At 65.2% G+C, this 16,826-nt stretch carries 12 protein-coding genes; 1 reads left to right on the forward strand and 11 read right to left on the reverse strand.

The genetic code is table 11. The features are described 5' to 3' along the window. Window positions 1-52: 52 nt before the first annotated feature. From AC3WLX_RS02030 to AC3WLX_RS02055, 6 genes are all read right to left on the reverse strand, one after another. Complete coding sequence (locus tag AC3WLX_RS02030) at window positions 53-2,323, reverse strand: O-linked N-acetylglucosamine transferase, SPINDLY family protein (protein ID WP_492334489.1); 2,271 nt, start codon at window positions 2,321-2,323, stop codon at window positions 53-55. A 120-nt stretch (window positions 2,324-2,443) separates the two neighbouring features. Continuing rightward, on the reverse strand, window positions 2,444-4,675 hold the full coding sequence (locus tag AC3WLX_RS02035; protein ID WP_492334490.1) for an O-linked N-acetylglucosamine transferase family protein: 2,232 nt from the start codon (window positions 4,673-4,675) through the stop codon (window positions 2,444-2,446). A 94-nt stretch (window positions 4,676-4,769) separates the two neighbouring features. Continuing rightward, entirely contained in the window at window positions 4,770-5,507 is a 738-nt protein-coding gene (locus AC3WLX_RS02040; protein WP_492334491.1) for an amino acid ABC transporter ATP-binding protein, read from the reverse strand. An 11-nt stretch (window positions 5,508-5,518) separates the two neighbouring features. Then, window positions 5,519-7,039, reverse strand: coding sequence for an amino acid ABC transporter permease (locus tag AC3WLX_RS02045; RefSeq protein WP_492334492.1), 1,521 nt, complete (start codon window positions 7,037-7,039; stop codon window positions 5,519-5,521). Beyond that, complete coding sequence (locus AC3WLX_RS02050; protein WP_492334493.1) at window positions 7,036-8,241, reverse strand: amino acid ABC transporter permease; 1,206 nt, start codon at window positions 8,239-8,241, stop codon at window positions 7,036-7,038. The genes AC3WLX_RS02045 and AC3WLX_RS02050 overlap by 4 nt, the downstream gene beginning before the upstream one ends. A gap of 25 nt (window positions 8,242-8,266) precedes the next feature. After that, entirely contained in the window at window positions 8,267-9,283 is a 1,017-nt protein-coding gene (locus tag AC3WLX_RS02055; protein WP_492334494.1) for an amino acid ABC transporter substrate-binding protein, read from the reverse strand. Between the two features lie 394 nt (window positions 9,284-9,677). On the opposite strand from AC3WLX_RS02055, the gene metC reads away from it, so the two are divergent. Then, window positions 9,678-10,862 (forward strand): cystathionine beta-lyase, encoded by a 1,185-nt coding sequence (gene metC, locus AC3WLX_RS02060; RefSeq protein WP_492334495.1) that lies wholly within the window; start codon window positions 9,678-9,680, stop codon window positions 10,860-10,862. A 24-nt stretch (window positions 10,863-10,886) separates the two neighbouring features. On the opposite strand, the gene AC3WLX_RS02065 is transcribed toward metC, so the two are convergent. From AC3WLX_RS02065 to pbpC, 5 genes are all read right to left on the reverse strand, one after another. Then, the gene (locus AC3WLX_RS02065; RefSeq protein WP_008559030.1) at window positions 10,887-11,225 is read right to left on the reverse strand and encodes a lipid-A-disaccharide synthase N-terminal domain-containing protein; all 339 of its coding nucleotides are present in this window, start codon (window positions 11,223-11,225) and stop codon (window positions 10,887-10,889) included. Continuing rightward, the gene (locus AC3WLX_RS02070) at window positions 11,222-11,959 is read right to left on the reverse strand and encodes a glycosyltransferase family 2 protein (RefSeq protein WP_492334496.1); all 738 of its coding nucleotides are present in this window, start codon (window positions 11,957-11,959) and stop codon (window positions 11,222-11,224) included. The genes AC3WLX_RS02065 and AC3WLX_RS02070 overlap by 4 nt, the downstream gene beginning before the upstream one ends. 64 nt (window positions 11,960-12,023) lie before the next feature. Then, a complete protein-coding gene (locus tag AC3WLX_RS02075; RefSeq protein WP_492334497.1) occupies window positions 12,024-12,869 on the reverse strand; it encodes a phosphatase PAP2 family protein in 846 nt (281 codons plus the stop codon). A gap of 1 nt (window position 12,870) precedes the next feature. Continuing rightward, window positions 12,871-14,613, reverse strand: a complete 1,743-nt coding sequence (locus AC3WLX_RS02080; RefSeq protein ID WP_492334498.1) for an ArnT family glycosyltransferase — start codon at window positions 14,611-14,613, stop codon at window positions 12,871-12,873. Between the two features lie 50 nt (window positions 14,614-14,663). Further along, a complete protein-coding gene (pbpC, locus tag AC3WLX_RS02085; RefSeq protein ID WP_492334499.1) occupies window positions 14,664-16,772 on the reverse strand; it encodes a penicillin-binding protein 1C in 2,109 nt (702 codons plus the stop codon). Window positions 16,773-16,826: the final 54 nt, after the last annotated feature.

Here is a 16,826-nt window from a genome sequence, read left to right on the forward strand (position 1 = left end):
CGGGACCAGAAATGCGTCCGTGATGTCCCGGGGCTCGCGTGAAGGAGCGGGTTCAGGCATCGCTGCGTGCGTCCGCCACACTGACCGCAGCCTCGCCGCCTTCAGCGGCCGCGACACAATAGTCACGCCAGAACTTGCGGTAACCGGCTTCGAGCTCCCGCGTGTAGATCTCGACATTACCGGCGGGCGAGGCTGCGATCTGAGCCGGCAGGCCCGCCCGCAACTTCGCCAGATGTTCGGGCTGCGAGGCAAACTTGCGCGCGATCTCGACATAGCCATCGTCATCCTCGGCGACCCAGTCGCCGAGTCCGACGGCCGTCACGATGGAGGCGCCGGCACGCGAGGAGGCTCCAATGCCGAGCTTGGCGACGACGGGAACACCCTTGTAGAGGGATTCCCAGGTGCTGATGCCGCCGTTTTGCGGGAACGTGTCGAGGGAGATATCGATTTTGTCGAACGCCCTCAGATGGTCGTCGCGCGAAGTGGTGCCGAGACAGGTGATGTTCTCCTCGGCGATACCTTGCGCGATGAAGCGTGCGATCAGGCTGTCGCGCAGCAGGGCATCATCAAGCAAACCATGCTTGAGGATGATCTTCGATCCCGGCACCTCCCGCATGATGCGCGACCACACGCGGATCGCATCATCCGAGATCTTGTAGATGCGGTTGAAGACGCCGAAGGTGACGTAGCCGTTGTGCAGCATCGGCAGCTCGGAGGGCTGCAAATTGGTGACCGGCTCCATCGTGATCAGGCACGGCAGGTCGTGGATCTTCTCGGCAAACAAGTGGCGGACCGACGGCGGTATGAAGATGGGATCGGCGAGCACGTAGTCCATGGTCGGCATGCCCGTGCCCGTCGCGTGGCCGAAGCCGGTGGCCTGGATCGGAGCCGGCTTCCGCGCGAAAGCCTGCAGCCTGTTGCCGGTCGTGTGGCCCGACACGTCGATCAGGATGTCGACATTGTCGGCCTGGATGCGGTCGGCAAGCTCGTCGTCCGAGAGCCCCCAGGCGTTGACCCAGACATCCGCCAGCTGCTTGAACTTGGCGGTGTACTCGTCTTCTCCCGGCCAGGAATAATAGCAGATGATCTCAAACCTGGCGTGATCATGGTTGCGCAGCACCGGCAGCAGGGTGAGTCCCGCCGAGTGCTGCCGGAATTCGGCGGCGACATAGCCGACCACGATCCGCTTCTCCGGATGGAGCGGCCGCCTGGGCAGCGTCCGTTGCGGTAGCTTGGAGCCGATCTGATCCCACCAGGTTTTTCGTATCGCCTGCTGGACGACGAAATCGGCCTCGGCGCGGTAGTCCTCCAGGAAGATCTTGCCTCTGATCGCATCCCCATAGTCCGGCCGTATCGCCAGCGCGCGATCGAGATATTCGATGGCGGCGTCCATGTCGCCCTGGGTTGAAAACGCGAAGCCCATCATCGCCAGCCCGATCTCGGAGCGCGGATTCTGCTCGATCAACGCCGTGGCCGCCGCGATCGCCGGCGCGGTCTTTCCCATGACGAGGCAGACCTGCGCCTTGCCCCGAAGCGCCAGTTCGAGCTTGGGCGAGACCGCCAGCGCAGCATCGAAATCCGCAAGCGCCGGCTCCAGACGCTGCAGCTCGTAGCTGAGCCGCCCGCGCTGGGCCAGGATCCTCGGCGCACCCGGCTTGATCGCGAGCGCCATGGCGAATTTGGCGGCCGCCTCTTCGTGGTGCCGCAGTTCCATGCTGACCATGCCACTCCCGACGATGGCCTCGGCATGACGCGGCTGAAACAGCAGGGCGCGGTCGAAACTCTCCTTGGCCTTCGTGAGCTGTCCCAGCAAGATCTCGATCATGCCGCGATTGCAGAACGCGTCGGCATGATCGGGTTTGATCTTGATGGCGCGCTCGTGCATCTCGAGCGCCTTCGCGTACTGCCCCAAATGCATCAGCGTGTTGCCGAGATTGGTCAGCGCGACGACGAAGTTCGGCTTCAGCGCGATCGCCCTCTCCTGGCACCGCCGCGCCTCCTCGTAATTGCCGAGGTCGAAATGCACGGTCGCGAGGTTGTTATGGGCATCGTGCAGGCGGGGATCGAGCGCAATCACGCGCTCCAGCAGCTCCTTCGCCTCCTCGAGACGGCGGCCGTCATGGGCGCACATGCCGAGCAGATGCATGGCGTCGACATGGTCAGGGAGAGCTTTCAGGATTTCGCGGCAAAGCGCCTCGGTTTCGGCATATTTGCCCTGGCCATAGGCGCTCGCCGCGGCAGAGAGGACGGCGTCGGCCTGCTTCATCAACTTCTTCTGCAATCGCGCATTCTGAAATGCGCGCGCGCCGCCGCTCTTCTGCAAGGTGTCTCTCCGGAAGGGTGCCCGATGCAGAGTCTAGCTGATTCGCAGCACGGGCCGGCCGGTCGCCGGAGCTCCATCGCCTCCGGGTTTCCCCGGGGGCTCGGCGCAAGATCCGCCTTCCTACGCCGGCTCCAGGGCCGCCGCACAATGATCGTGCCAGAACCGGCGATAGGCCGCTTCGACCTCACGCGTGTAGAATTCGACGTTGCCGGCGGGCGAGGCTGCGATCCGCGCCGGCAGATCCGCCCGCAACTTTGCCAGATGGGCGGGCTGCGCCGCATATTTGCACGCGATCGCGGCGTAACCCTCGTCGTCGGCGGCGACCCAGTCCCCGAGGCCGACGGCGGCCACGATCGAGCCCCCCGCACGCGACGAGGCGCCGTTACCGAGCTTGGCCACGACCGGAACGCCGGCATAGAGGGATTCCCAGGTGCTGATCCCGCCGTTCTGCGGGAAGGTGTCGAGCGAGATATCGACGTTCTCAAAGGCCCGCAGATGCTCCTGGCGCGAGGTCGAACCCATGCAGATAACGCTGTCTTCGGCGATCCCCTGGGCCGCGAACCGTGCCACCAGGCGCTCGCGCAACAGGGGATCGTCGAGCATGCCGTTCTTGACGACGATCTTTGATCCGCTCACTGCGCCCATTACCTTCGACCACACGCCGATGGCTTCGTCCGATATCTTGAAGATGCGGTTGAACACGCCGAACGTCACGTAGCCGTTGCGTAGCATGGGAGGCTCCGACGGCGGCACGTCCAGGATCGGATCGATCGTGATCAGGCAGGGCAGATCGTGGACTTTCTCGGCCAGCAGGTGCCGGGCCGATTGCGGAATGAAGATCGGATCCGCGAGCACGTAGTCCATGGTCTTGAGGCCCGTCCCCGTCGCGTGCCCAAAGCCCGTGACCTGGATGGGCGCCGGCTTGCGGGCGAAGACGTGAAGCCGGCTGCCGGTCGTGTGCCCGGACACATCGATCAAAATGTCGATCCCATCCGCCTGAATACTATCGGCCAGTTCGTCGTCTGACAATTGCGCGGCATCGACCCAGACATCGGCGAGAGACTTGAACTGCTCGGTCATCTCATCCTGCAACGGCCAGCAGGAATAACAGACGATCTTGAACTTGGTACGGTCATGATGGGTCAGCACCGGCAGCAGAGAGTACGCCGCCGAGTGGTTCCTGAATTCGGACGCGACATAACCGATCACGATCCGCCGGTCCGGATCGAGCTTGCGCGGCAACAGCGTCCTTTGCGTGAGCTTCGCGCCAATGGCGTCCCACCAGTATTTTCGCGCGGCCTGCTGGGCCGCGAAATCGGCCTCCGGCAGGTAGTCCAGCACGAAGATCCTGTATCCGATGGCCTCCGGAAAGTCCGGCGCGATCTCGAGCGCCGCGTCGAGGTGCCCGAGCGCGGCGGCGATGTCGCCCTGGTTCACGTGGCAAGCCGCCAGAAGCGCCAAGCCCATCTCGGATCGCGGGTTGACCTCGAGCAGCGTCTTGACGCCCGCCATCGCCCGCGCCGTGTTTCCCGCGAGAATGTCGATCTGCGCCCGCCAGCAAAGTGCGAGCTCGAGCCGCGGCGATTGCGCCAGCGCCGCATCGAGGTCCGCGGCAGCCTGCTCCAGCCGGGACAGGCTCAAATTGAGCCGTCCGCGCTGCAGCAGGATCCGCGGAGAGCCCGGCTTGATCGCGAGCGCCGCGTCGAAGGCGGCGGCCGCCTCCTCGAAGTGCCGGAGCTCCAGGCTCACCATGCCCTTGCCGGCGATCGCCTCCGCATGATGCGGCTGCAACGACATGGCGCGATCGAAGCTGTCCTTGGCGCGCCCCAACTGGCCAGTCATCAATTCCGCCATGCCGCGGTTGCAGAACGCATCGGCATAGTCCGGCTTCAGCCTGATCGCACGCTCGTGCAGCCCGACCGCCTCTTGACCGAGGCCGAGGTGCAGCAGCGTGTTGCCGAGATTGGTCAGGGTGATCGGACAATCCGGCTTCAGCGCGATGGCCTTCTCCTGGCATGCGCGGGCATCGCTGAATTTCTCGAGCGCGAAATAGACGGCCCCGAGATTGCCATGTGCATCGGGCGAGCGCGGATCGAGCGCGGTCGCACGCTGGAGCAGGAATTCGGCCTCCTGCAACCGCCCACCGTCAAAAGCGCGCAGGCCGAGCAAATGCGTGGCATGGAAATGGTCCGGAACCTCTCTCAGGATCTCGCGGCAGAGCAGCTCGGCCTCATCAAGCCTGCCCTGCCCGAGCGCCTCGATCGCAAACGCCATGACGGCGTCCGCCTGCTTCTTCAGCTTCTTTTCCAGTCGCCCCGTCTGGTAGGCGCGCGCGCCGGCACTGCTCTGCAAGGTCTTTCTCCGGAGGATGGCCCGGAAACAGACGAGCTGATTCGGATGGTGCCAAGCTTGCGGTCTGCTGGACCAGCGCGGCCCGCAATAGGTCTCACCGCAAAATCTGGCTCAGGAACAGCTTGGTGCGGGCGTGCCGCGGAGCTGCAAAGAATTCGTTCGGGGTGTTGGCCTCGATGATCTGGCCGGCGTCCATGAACACGACGCGGTTGGCCACCTCGCGGGCGAAACCCATCTCGTGGGTGACGACAAGCATGGTCATGCCCTCCTCTGCGAGGTCGACCATGGTGTCGAGCACCTCCTTGACCATCTCGGGGTCGAGCGCCGAGGTCGGCTCGTCGAACAGCATGACTTTCGGATTCATGGTCAGGGCCCGCGCGATCGCGACGCGCTGCTGCTGGCCGCCAGACATCTGGCCAGGAAACTTGTTGGCCTGATGCGGGATCTTGACCCGCTCCAGGAACTTCATCGCGGTCGCCTCGGCGTCTTTCTTGGGGATGTTGCGGACCCAGATCGGCGCCAGCGTGCAATTGTCGAGCACGGTCAGGTGCGGAAACAGATTGAAGCTCTGGAACACCATGCCGACTTCACGACGCACCGCGTCGACGTGCGCGAGGTTCGGCCCAAGCTCGATGCCGTCGACGACGATCTCGCCCTCCTGGAATTCCTCCAGCGCATTGATGCAGCGGATCAGGGTCGACTTGCCCGAGCCGGAGGGACCGCAAATCACGATGCGCTCGCCCTTGCGGACCGAAAGGTCGATGTCACGCAGGACGTGGAATTCGCCGTACCATTTGTTCAGTCCGGAAATCTTGACGATGGGGTCGGACATGGCGGCCTCGATCAGCTGCGGCGGTGGGCATTGAGGCGGTGCTCGACGAACAGCGAGTAGCGCGACATTCCAAAGCAGAAGATGAAATAGACGATCCCGGCAAAGGCAAAGCCCGTGAACGCGGTCGACGGTGTCGACCATTTCGGATCCGAGAACGAGGCGCGCAGCGAGCCCAAGAGATCGAACAGCGCGACGATCGAGACCAGCGAGGTGTCCTTGAACAGCGAGATGAAGCTGTTGACGAGGTTTGGAATGACGTGGCGCAACCCCTGCGGCAGCACGATCAGCGAAGTCGTCTTCCACCAGGAGAGCCCGAGGGCGGCCGCCGCCTCGGTTTGCCCGCGCGGGATCGCGGCAAGCCCGCCGCGGACGTTCTCCGCCTGATAGGCGCCGGTGAACAGCGCAATGCCGATCAGCGCGCGCACCAGACCGTCGACGGTGAAATTGCCGGGCAGGAACAAGGGCAGCATGTAGGTGGCGAAGAACAGCACGGTGATCAGCGGCACGCCGCGCCAAAACTCGATGAACGCGATCGAGAAGATCCGGATCAAGGGAATAGTCGAGCGGCGGCCGAGCGCAAGCGCGATGCCGATCGGCAGCGAGGTGACGATGCCGGTGACGGAGACCACCAGCGTCACCAGCAGTCCGCCCCAAAGATTCGTCGTTACGATCGGCAATCCGCCGTGATCGAGATCCATCAGCTTGATGACGACGGCGATGCCGATGAAGGTGGCGATGCTCGATGCCAGAGCCCGTCCACCGGTGCGAACGCCGCCGCCAAGAACGAAAGCGATCAGGCACGTGATCGCGGCCGTCACCGCGAAATCGGCCCAAACCGGCTGGCCCGTCCCCTGGATGTAATCGCGCAGCCAGGTGAGCGGAAAGATCAGCCAATGGACCGCCGTACCGAACAGCACGATAAGGTTTCCGAGGCCCCACAGCAGCGGACCGATCGCCGAGTTCTTGCTGAGACCGAGCAGCGCCTGTCCGGCACCGACGATGCTTTCGTCGAACAGCTGCAGGACACCGGCCGTCCAGCTCAGGCCGAAGCCTTTGATGCCGCCGCCGTGCAGCAGGAAGAAGGCGACCACCGGAAACGCGACGAAGAACAGGCCGGCGTTCAGGCCCTTCGCCGGCAGCCGCGGCACGAGCATCGGCACCAGCAGGACCACAGCCAGGAGGAACGTGAGATTGACCCTCCAACGCTCGGCTTCTGGATAGAAGCCGTAGATCAGCTGCGGGAGCTTGGCCTGGATGTAGGGCCAGCAGGCGCCGACCGCAAAACCCGCGTTCTCGGCAAGACACGCGGTGCGGTCCTTGCCGCTCCACACCGCATCGACCATCAGGAACTTGACGGACGGGACGATCGTGTACCAGAGCAGCAAGGCGCCCAGGATCGTCAGCAGGATATTGGTCGGCGAGTTGAACAGGCGCGTGCGCATCAGGCCGATGAAGCCGGTGGTCTTCACCGGCGCGGGGCGCTCGGCAATCAGGTCACTGCGGACGAAGCCGGACGAGACGACATCGCTCATGCGCCCAGGCTCCGGCTGACGCGCCAGCCATAGACGCTCATGATGGCACTGGTGACGAGCGAGATCAGGAGGTACATGCCCATCGTCATGGCGATGATCTCGATCGCCTGCCCGGTCTGGCTCAGCGACGTGCCGGCAAACACCGAGACGAGGTCTGGATAGCCGATCGCGACCGCCAGCGAGGAGTTCTTGGTGAGATTGAGATACTGGTTGGTCAGCGGCGGCACGATGACGCGCATCGCCTGCGGCACGACGATCAGGCGGAGCGTGGCGCCGCGGCTGAGGCCCAGCGAGGCCCCCGCCTCCATCTGCCCCTTGTGGACGGACAGGATGCCGGCGCGCACGATCTCGGCGATGAAGGCCGCGGTATAGGTCGACAGCGCCACCGTCAGCGCCACGAATTCCGGGATGATGCGCGAGCCGCCGGCGAAATTGAATCCCCTCAGCTGCGGCAGCTCGAAGGTGAGGGGCAGGCCAAATATCAGCACGGTGGCGAGCGGCAGTCCGACCAGCAGGGTAAGCACGTAAGGCCAGATGCGGATCACTTGGCCACGCTGAAACAGCGCTCGCCTTGCGTAGAAACGCAGGGCCAGCGAGGCGACGATGCCGAGGCCCAGCATCGCAAGGAACGGTTCGAGACCGCTCTGGCCGATCGGACTGGGCACGACGAGGCCGCGATTGCTGATGAAGGCGATGCCGAACAACGAGATGCTCTGCCGCGGATTGGGCAATGCCGCGAGCACCGCCAGATACCAGAACAGGATCTGGAACAAGAGCGGCAGATTGCGAATGACCTCGACATAGATCTCGCCGATGCGCGACAGCAGCCAGTTCGGCGACAGCCGGCACAGCGCGACGACGAAGCCGAACACGGTGGCGAAGACGATGCCGACGACCGAGACCACGAGCGTGTTCAATAGCCCGACCACGAACACGCGCAGGAACGTGTCCGAGCCGGTATAGGGGATCAGGGTTTGGTTGACGTCGAAACCGGCGTTGTTGCGCAGGAACCCGAAGCCGGCGGCAATGTGCTGGTTTTCGAGATTGGCGCGCGCATTTGAGACGATCTCGTAGCCGATCCAGCCCAGGATCGCCGCGAAGGCAAACTGGACGGCGACGCCGTTCCAGCCTGCCTTGCCGCCCAGAATGCGCCGAATCTTCAGCGCGATCTGGAGCGGCGGTTTTCGGGCCTCGGTGCTCATGCCGCCGGCAGCCGATCAGGCGTGATCAGCGGATCGGCGGCGCGTACTGAAGACCACCCTTGTTCCAGAGATTGTTGATACCGCGGTTGATGGCGAGCGGCGAGCCCGCGCCGACGTTGCGATCGAACACCTCGCCGTAATTGCCGACCGTCTTCACGATCCGCACCACCCAATCCTTGGTCAGGCCGAGCTGCTCGCCGAAATTGCCGTCGCTGCCGAGAACCCGCTTCATCTCCGGGTTCTCCAGCTTCGCCTTCTCGTCGACGTTCTTCGAGGTCACCCCGAGCTCTTCGGCGGTGATCATCGCGAACAGCGTCCATTTCACGATGTCGAACCACTGGTCGTCGCCGTGGCGCACCATCGGGCCGAGCGGCTCCTTTGAGATAATCTCGGGCAGCACCATGTGGTCGTTGGGGCTGGCGAGCTTGAGGCGGTTGGCGTACAGGCCCGACTGGTCCGTGGTGAAGACGTCGCAGCGCCCGGCTTCATAGGCCTTGACCGTTTCGTCGTTGGTGGCGAACGCGATCACCTCGTACTTCATGTTGTTGGCCTTGAAGTAGTCGGCGAGATTCTGCTCGGTGGTGGTGCCGGTCTGCACGCAGACCGATGCGCTGTTGAGCTCGAGCGCCGAATTCACCTTGAGCGACTTCTTCACCATGAAGCCCTGCCCGTCGTAGTAGGTCACGCCGGTGAAATTGGCGCCGAGCGAGGTGTCGCGCGAGATGGTCCAGGTGGTGTTGCGCGAGAGCACGTCGATCTCGCCGGACTGCAGCGCGGTGAAACGATCCTTGGCGGACAGCGGCACGAACTTGACCTTGGCCGGATCGTTGAAGATCGCGCCGGCGATGGCGCGGCAGACGTCGACGTCGAGACCGGTCCAGTTGCCCTTGTCGTCGGGCGAGGAGAAACCAGGCAGGCCCTGGCTGACGCCGCAGGACAGCATGCCACGGTCCTTGACGGTCTTGAGCGTTTGCGCATTAGCGGCTTGGGCAGTGAGGCCGGCGGCGAGAGCAAGAGTGAGAGCCAGGGCTACGCGTTTCATGGGCTTTGGGCCTTTCAAGGTCGTCTCAAGGTCAGGAATGTTGTCTCAGGATCGTTCCGCCAGGCCAGGTCTTCTAAGATCTGGCCTTGCAAGAGTCATGCTGGGAAACCTTGCCGAACACTCGCCAATCTCGGGAGGCCATACCTTCATCCCTCCGAAAGGCGCCCGCCGTTGCGGCTGCGGCGCGCGGTCCGGTCGGACGATGGAACGAAGATCGCGGCAGGCCCCTCAACATGCGGCGACTGAATAGCACCTGCGCATCACAGAACGACTGGCTTGCCGGGTCAAGGGGTTGACGGGAGTCTTCTGTGTTCTGTTATTAACGATGACGGCCTTTCGGCCGTCGCGCGGGCGCGCTTGCGTCCCGCGGAAACGCGGTTTTGAAGGCAGACGCATGGATTCCTCGCACCCCTCCCAGCAGCACGCCGAGACCCGGCTGGTCACCTCCGGCCGCGACACCAAGGCGCAGAAGGGGTTCGTCAATCCACCTGTCTTCCACGGCTCGACCGTGCTCTATCCAACCGCCGAGGACCTGCACGCCCATCGCGGCGAGTTCACCTATGGCCGCCACGGTTCCCCCACCACCAAGGCGTTCCAGGAGACGCTGATGGCGCTGGAGGGGCCGCAATGCGCCGGCGTCGGCATCGTGCCGTCGGGGCTGTCGGCGATCTCCACCACCCTGCTCTCGGTGCTGAAGGCAGGCGACCATATCCTTGTGGTCGACAACGTCTATAGGCCCTCGCGCAATTTCTGCAACGGCATGCTCGCCCGCTACGGCGTCGAGACCACCTATTTCGATCCGTTGATCGGCGCGGGCGTCGACAAGCTGTTCAAGCCCAACACCCGCGCGGTGCTGGTGGAAGCTCCGGGCTCGCAATCGTTCGAGATGCCGGACATCCGCGCCATCGCCGAGGTCGCGCATGCGAAAGGGGCGCTCGTCATCGACGACAACACCTGGGCAACCCCGCTCTACCACCGCTCGCTCGAACAGGGTGTCGACATCAGCATGCAGGCCGCCACCAAGTATATCGGCGGCCATTCCGACATCATGTTCGGGACCATTTCGGCCAACGCCAAGGCCTGGCCGATGATTGCCGAAGGCATCCGCCTGCTCGGCGTTTGCGCCGGGCCCGATGACGTCTTCCTCGCCCTGCGCGGCCTGCGCACGTTGTCGGTGCGGTTGGCGCAGCATCATCGCTCCGGGCTCGAGATGGCGCGCTGGCTGGCGGAGAGGCCTGAGGTTGCGCGGGTGCTGCATCCCGGGCTTGAGACCGATCCCGGTCACGCCATCTGGAAGCGCGACTTCACAGGAGCATCCGGCCTGTTCAGCATCGTGCTGAAGCCGGCGCCGCAGCAGGCCGTCGACACCATGCTCAACACGCTCAAGCTGTTCGGCATGGGCTTCTCCTGGGGCGGGTTCGAGAGCCTTGCGATCCCCTTCGATTGCGACGGCTATCGCACCGCGACCAAATGGGCGCCGGGCGGACCGACGTTGCGCCTTCACATCGGGCTCGAGAGCGTCGACGACCTCAAGACCGATCTCGACCGCGGCTTCGCAGCCCTCAAGGCGGCGATGTGAGCCCGCCGCCGCCAGTGCCTCAGCTCAGCGGTCCAGCGTCTTCGAGGCGGTGCCGCGGTTCTTCCAGATCAGCATGATGTTTCTGATATAGATGACGGTCGCGAGCGACTGCCCGAGGATGATGACGGGCTCGCGCTTCACGACGCCGTAGACCAGCGTCATCAGCCCGCCGCCCATCGAGCAGAACCAGAATGCCATCGGCACCACGCTGTTGCCGGCGCGCTCGCTCGCGATCCACTGCACCAGGAAGCGCGCCGTGAAGAACAATTGCGCGACGAGGCCGAACGCGAGCCAGAAGTCGAACTTGGCGACGAAGACGTCGTAGAGATAGTTGCTCAGCGCCTGACCGTATTGAATGATCATGCGTTCACCTCGGTGACTTCGGGGGTCGGCTTCTTGCGGCGGATCAGCCACCACACGCCGGCGAGATCCATGATGCCGATCCACAGCCGGTCGAAGAAGCCGTAGTTCGATACCCCGGAATGGCGCGGCCGGTCGACCACGTCGACATAGGCGACGTCGTAGCCTTCGCGGCGGACCAGCGCCGGCAGGAAGCGATGCAGCCCGTCGAAATAGGGCAGCATCAGGAAGACGTCGCGCCGGAACGCCTTCAAGCCGCAGCCGGTGTCGCGCGTCCCGTCCTTCAGGATCGCGTTGCGAACCCCATTGGCCACGCGCGACTGGAATTTCTTGAACCCGGTATCCTTGCGACCGACGCGCTGCCCGGCAGCGAGGCCGACGCGCCCTGCTCCCTTCTCCACTGCCGCAATCAGGTCCGGCAGGAAGGCCGGATTGTTCTGGCCGTCGCCGTCGAGCGTCGCCACGATCGCTCCGCGCGCCGCACGCACGCCGCTGCGCACCGCCGCGGATTGACCGCCCGATCGGGCGTGGCGGAGCTGCCGCAGATTGCTCCGCTGTGCCATGATCGCCGCAAGCCTCTCGCCGGTCGCATCGGTCGACCCATCGTTGACATAGATGATCTCGTAGTCCCAGCGGCCATCGAGCGCCGCACCGATCTCGACGATCAGCGGGGCGATGTTGTCGGCTTCGTTGCGCACGGGAACGACGATGGAAACCGAAGGCTGGGACGTCGACAAATCAAGGCTCGTGGTTGAATGACCTGCCCTTGAGGGAACCGAGGGCCTCGGCAGGCAGCCGCTTTTATGGGGCGGATGCCCCGTGGGCAACCCTTTTGAGCCGGCCCGGGATTGATCCCGCAAGCGGCACGATGGTGCCGTCGGCTCGGATGGCAAAGCCGAGCTTTCGGGCCGCGAACCAGTAACGGACGGCCATGGCGCCGACCGTTCCGACCAAGGCGCCGGCGACCACGTCACTCGGGTGATGCGCCAGCAGCACCAGGCGCGTCAGCAGGATCACGATCGCGTAAGTGAACATGACCACGCGAATGCGCGGCCACAATGCCGATACGGCAAACGCGAGCGCGAACGCCGCCACCGCATGCCCCGAGGGCAGGCTGGCATAGGCCCCCGTCCCCTCGAACGGGACGAAGTTGAACGGATTTGCCTTGCCACCAACGAAGGGACGCCCGCGACCGATGACGTATTTCAGGATTTCGGCGACGAGCGCCGACACAGCTATCGAAAGAAACACGTATTGCAGTCGCGTGCCGAGGCCGAGCAGCAACGCCCGGCGAGGTCCATGCACTCCCGCCGCAACGAACGCCAGAACCACCAGCGCGGCGCCCAGCACCGAGAGCAGATACTCGTCCTTGCCGAAATCGGTGAGGATGCGGATCGGCCACAGGCTGGGCGTGCCGCGCGGCGGCATCAGCAGGATCCCGGTCTGGTCGAACGTGATCATCAGGACGATGACCAGCACCGCTCCCCCAACGGCAAGCCACAGCGAATGCCGCGCCAGCTTCCGTGCGGCCTCTGCGCGGCGCGAATGGGACGGCGATCGCACGAGCTGCGCCAGCGCGCGCCGGGACACGGCGAGCAATTGCGCAAGATAGCCACCAGGCGGCTCGGATTCGGTCGGCGCCCGCATCCTATTCGGTGCCTTCCGAGCGGAAGATCGAAATCGAGATCGCGCGCCCTTGCGAGAAATTATAACCGTCGATGCGCGTGCCGACCTTGTAGCGCAGCCCGATCGCCTCGGCGCGCTGCACGAAGCTGCGCTCCGAGCGCTGCTCGATCAGCGCAAAGCGGCAGCTGCCCTGCCGCAGGAAGTCCGCCGCGCCGGAACCGTCGGTCAGCAGCGTCTTCGTCCCCGCCAGGAAGACGAGGCTCGGCTCGTGATAACCCGCCGCAGCCGCCTTCGGTCCGACGCAGGTGACGTTGCGCAGCGCGCGCGCGATCTCGATGCTCGGAAACAGCGGCGTCAGGGACGGCAGCACGATGCCGTAGACCACCACCGCCAGCATCAAGGCGGCGACCAGCGCGTTGAGCAGCGAGCGCTCGGCGCGATTGTTGTCGTAGAGCCACCAGGCGAACAGGCCGAAGATCAGCGATGCCGCGATGAAGGGCCAGGCCACGAAGGCCGGCTGCCGCGTCAGTATCACCGCGCCGACCACCGCGATGATCGAGGCCGCCGCCGGAATCGCGAACCACCAGGCCGCGCCGCGCATCAGCCAGGACCGCGACAGCACACGTCGCTCGACCGCGCCTGCGGTCAGGATCGCGATCGCCGGATAGAGCGGCAGCACGTAATGCGGCAGCTTGGTCAGCACCGCCTCGAACACGATCCAGGACGGGATCAGCCAGGCCAGCAGGAACTGCGCGCCCGGCTCGCGCCGCGCCCGCCACACCGCGGGCGCCGCCATCGCCGCGAGCGGCGCACCGGGCCAGAAGGTGATCCAGAACAGCGCCAGATACAGCCCTGGCGGGGCACCGTGGGATTCCTGGGCACCGAGCTTGCTGAGCATGTCGCCGCCGACGGAGTCGGTGAAGAAGGTTTCCCCGGCGCGCCAGAAGATCGCAACGAACCAGGGCAGCACCAGCACCAGCATCCACATCAGGCCCCAGACCGGGCGCAGCTTCCACAGCCACGAAGCATCGCGGTCCTGGATCGCGAGCACCACGATGGTAAGCCCCGCGAACATCAGGATCAGCGGACCTTTGATCAGGATGCCCATAGCCAGCGCGGTCCAGAAGATCGCCGGCCAGCTCCATGGCGGACGGACCTCGTCCTCGGCGCGTTGCCAGGACAGATAGGCCCGCGCCATCGCGCCCATCGCAGCGACGACGCAGAGCAGCAACGTTGCATCGGTCTTCGCGAGCCGCGCCTCGACACCGAGCAGCACGGAGGCGCACATCATCAGCGCGGCCAGCACCGCGGCGCGCCGCGTGACGAAGCCGAGCGCGGCCCAATAGGTCATGAGCACGGCGCCGATCGCGCCCATTAGCGACGGCAGCCGGTAGACCCAGATGCGCAATTCCGCCTTGGGCAACTTCAGCGCCGTGGCGGCTTCGACCGCCACCGATTGCAGCCAGTAGATGCCGATCGGCTTCTTGTAGCGGACGTCTTCCTGGAAGCGGATATCGACGTAGTCGCCGCTCTCCACCATCTGCTTGGTGGCTTGGGCGAAGCGTGCTTCGTCGCGGTCGATCGGCGGGATGGTGAAAAAGCCCGGCAGGAACAGCAGCAGCGCACACAGCACGAGGAAGGCGACCGCGCGCGCATGGCTGGCCGTGACGATGTCGAGCATGCGCACGAGCCCGCTGCCCGGATTTGCGGGGGATTTCGGTTCGCGGGGGGCTCCAAAACGGGGGCTTGGATAGGTCTCGGCCATTGGTTCCGCTTACGCTGAAACCGTCATCGCCACAACCGCTTGAGGCAGGGTCATTGAATTCGAATGACGACTGTGTCCGCCGCGCCCGTGGCGTCGATCACGGTGAGCCGGGCAAAGCCCGGACCCGGCGGATCGATCAGCCGCTGGCGCCGTCCGTCGATCTCGCCGAGCGCGGTGCCGTTAACCATGATGGTCATGGGCAGCACGCCGCCGGCGACCTTGACCGGCATGGCTGCGCTCTCCCGGCCACCCGATCGATCGACGTCGATCCGCGAGCCGTTGAGGGGAAACTGAATGTGCAGCGCCTGCTCGCCCCCGGTGCGTACCAGTTCCCCGACCGGGCGGAACCGCTTCAGGGGCAGCGGCAGCTTGGCATTACTTGCCACCAGGGTTCCCCTTGGTGGCTTCGGCAACGGGGCGAGCGTTTTGCCGGTCCGCGCGAAGGCGTCGAACAGGATGGGCGCCGCGGCGACGCGCCCAATCAGGCCGGGAACCGGCGCGCCGTCCGGACGGCCTACCCAGACGGCAATGGTCATACGGCCGTCGAAGCCGACCGACCAGGCGTCGCGATAGCCGTAGGACGTGCCGGTCTTGAAGGCGATGCGGTTATGGGCGGCGTTCTCCGGGGGAGGCGTCCCCAGCAGCACGTTTCCGACCTGCCAGGCCGCGACCTGATCCAGCAGCCGGAGCGGCTCGCGGTCGTCCTGTTCAGTCACGACCTCACGCAGCGGCTTGGTGGTGCCGAGACGGGCGAAACCCGCATAGAGCTGGGCGAGGTCCTGGAGCGTGACGCCGACGCCGCCGAGGCCCATGGCAAGGCCCGGCGTCTCGTCCTTGGGCAAAACCATATTGCCGCCGGCCTGCCGCAACCGCGAGGTCAGCCGGCTGGAGCCGACGCGATCGAGCAACACGATGGCAGGCACGTTCAGCGACAATTGCAGCGCCTTCCTCACGGGCACCGTCCCCTGGAAAGTCATGTCGAAATTTTCCGGCGCGTAGGAGCCGAAGCGAACCGGCCGGTCGTCGATCAGGCTGTCCGGATGGACGAAGCCGTCCTCGAAGGCGAGCCCGTAGATGAAGGGCTTCAGCGTCGAGCCCGGCGAGCGCACCGCGCGCGTCATGTCGACCTGCCCCGCCCGGCTCTCGTCGAAATAATCGGCCGAGCCCACGCGGGCGAGCACGTCGCCGCTTTCGTTGTCGACAACGATGATGCCGACCGAGATGTTGGGCCCGAGCGCAAGGGCGCGGTCGCGCGTCAGCGGCTCCAGCACCTTCTGCAGGTTCGCATCGAGCGTCAGCTTGATGACCGGCTTGTCCTTCACGACCGACAGCGCGGTGTCCGACGCATGTGGGGCAAGGATCGGCATCGGCTTGCGCAGCTTCGGCACGGGCACGGCCTTCGCCTGCCTGGCGTCTTCTGCGCTGACGATTTTCTCCTCGACCATGCGGTCGAGCACGCGGTCGCGAGCCTTGCGCGCGACCTCGGGATGACGGTCGAGGCGGCGCGTCTCCGGCGATTGCGGCAGTGCGACCAGGAGCGCCGCTTCCGCCAGCGACAGTCGCTTCGGCTCCTTGCCGAGATAGCCGAGCGAGGCGGCGCGAATGCCCTCGAGATTGCCTCCATAGGGCGCGAGCGCGAGATAGAGATCGAGGATCTGCTCCTTGCTCAGCGTCCGCTCCAGCTCGATCGCGCGCACCATCTGCCGGAGCTTGGCATAGAGCGAACGCTGCCGCCGCGGCTCCATCAGCCGCGCCAGCTGCATGCTGATGGTGGAGCCGCCCGAGACGATGTGTCCGCGCGTTCCGAGCTGCAACGCCGCGCGCCCGAGCGCCAAGGGGTCGATACCGTTATGGGCGTGGAAGCGCTGGTCCTCATAGGCGAACAGCAGCTTCAGGTAGGTCGGATCCACGTTGACCTTGGCATCGACCGGCAGCCGCCAGCGCCCGTCGGCCATGGCATATGCGCGCAGCAGCTTGCCGTTGCGATCGACGATGGTGGTGGAGACTTGCCGGGCTTCGTCGAGCGGGAGCGGGCCGAGGGAGTAGACCCAGCCGACGAAGCCGATGATGGCGAGGATGAAAGTGAGTGCGAGGGCGGAGAGGATGCGAAGCCCCCCGCTCCTTGCTCCGTCATGGCCGGGCTTAACCCGGCCATCCACGCCAACACCCACCGCCGGCGCGGCCGTGGATGCCCGGGTCAAGCCCGGGCATGA

The sequence above is a fragment of the Bradyrhizobium sp. FW305-F6 genome (genome assembly GCF_058782905.1).

Excerpts from the sequence above, each read along its gene's own strand:
- AC3WLX_RS02075 (WP_492334497.1), bottom strand. The coding sequence starts at position 12,869 with ATGCGGGCGCCGACCGAATCCGAGCCGCCTGGTGGCTATCTTGCGCAA.
- AC3WLX_RS02080 (WP_492334498.1), bottom strand. The coding sequence starts at position 14,613 with ATGGCCGAGACCTATCCAAGCCCCCGTTTTGGAGCCCCCCGCGAACCG.
- AC3WLX_RS02050 (WP_492334493.1), bottom strand. The coding sequence starts at position 8,241 with ATGAGCACCGAGGCCCGAAAACCGCCGCTCCAGATCGCGCTGAAGATT.
- AC3WLX_RS02065 (WP_008559030.1), bottom strand. The coding sequence starts at position 11,225 with ATGATCATTCAATACGGTCAGGCGCTGAGCAACTATCTCTACGACGTC.
- AC3WLX_RS02045 (WP_492334492.1), bottom strand. The coding sequence starts at position 7,039 with ATGAGCGATGTCGTCTCGTCCGGCTTCGTCCGCAGTGACCTGATTGCC.
- metC (WP_492334495.1), top strand. The coding sequence starts at position 9,678 with ATGGATTCCTCGCACCCCTCCCAGCAGCACGCCGAGACCCGGCTGGTC.
- AC3WLX_RS02040 (WP_492334491.1), bottom strand. The coding sequence starts at position 5,507 with ATGTCCGACCCCATCGTCAAGATTTCCGGACTGAACAAATGGTACGGC.
- AC3WLX_RS02055 (WP_492334494.1), bottom strand. The coding sequence starts at position 9,283 with ATGAAACGCGTAGCCCTGGCTCTCACTCTTGCTCTCGCCGCCGGCCTC.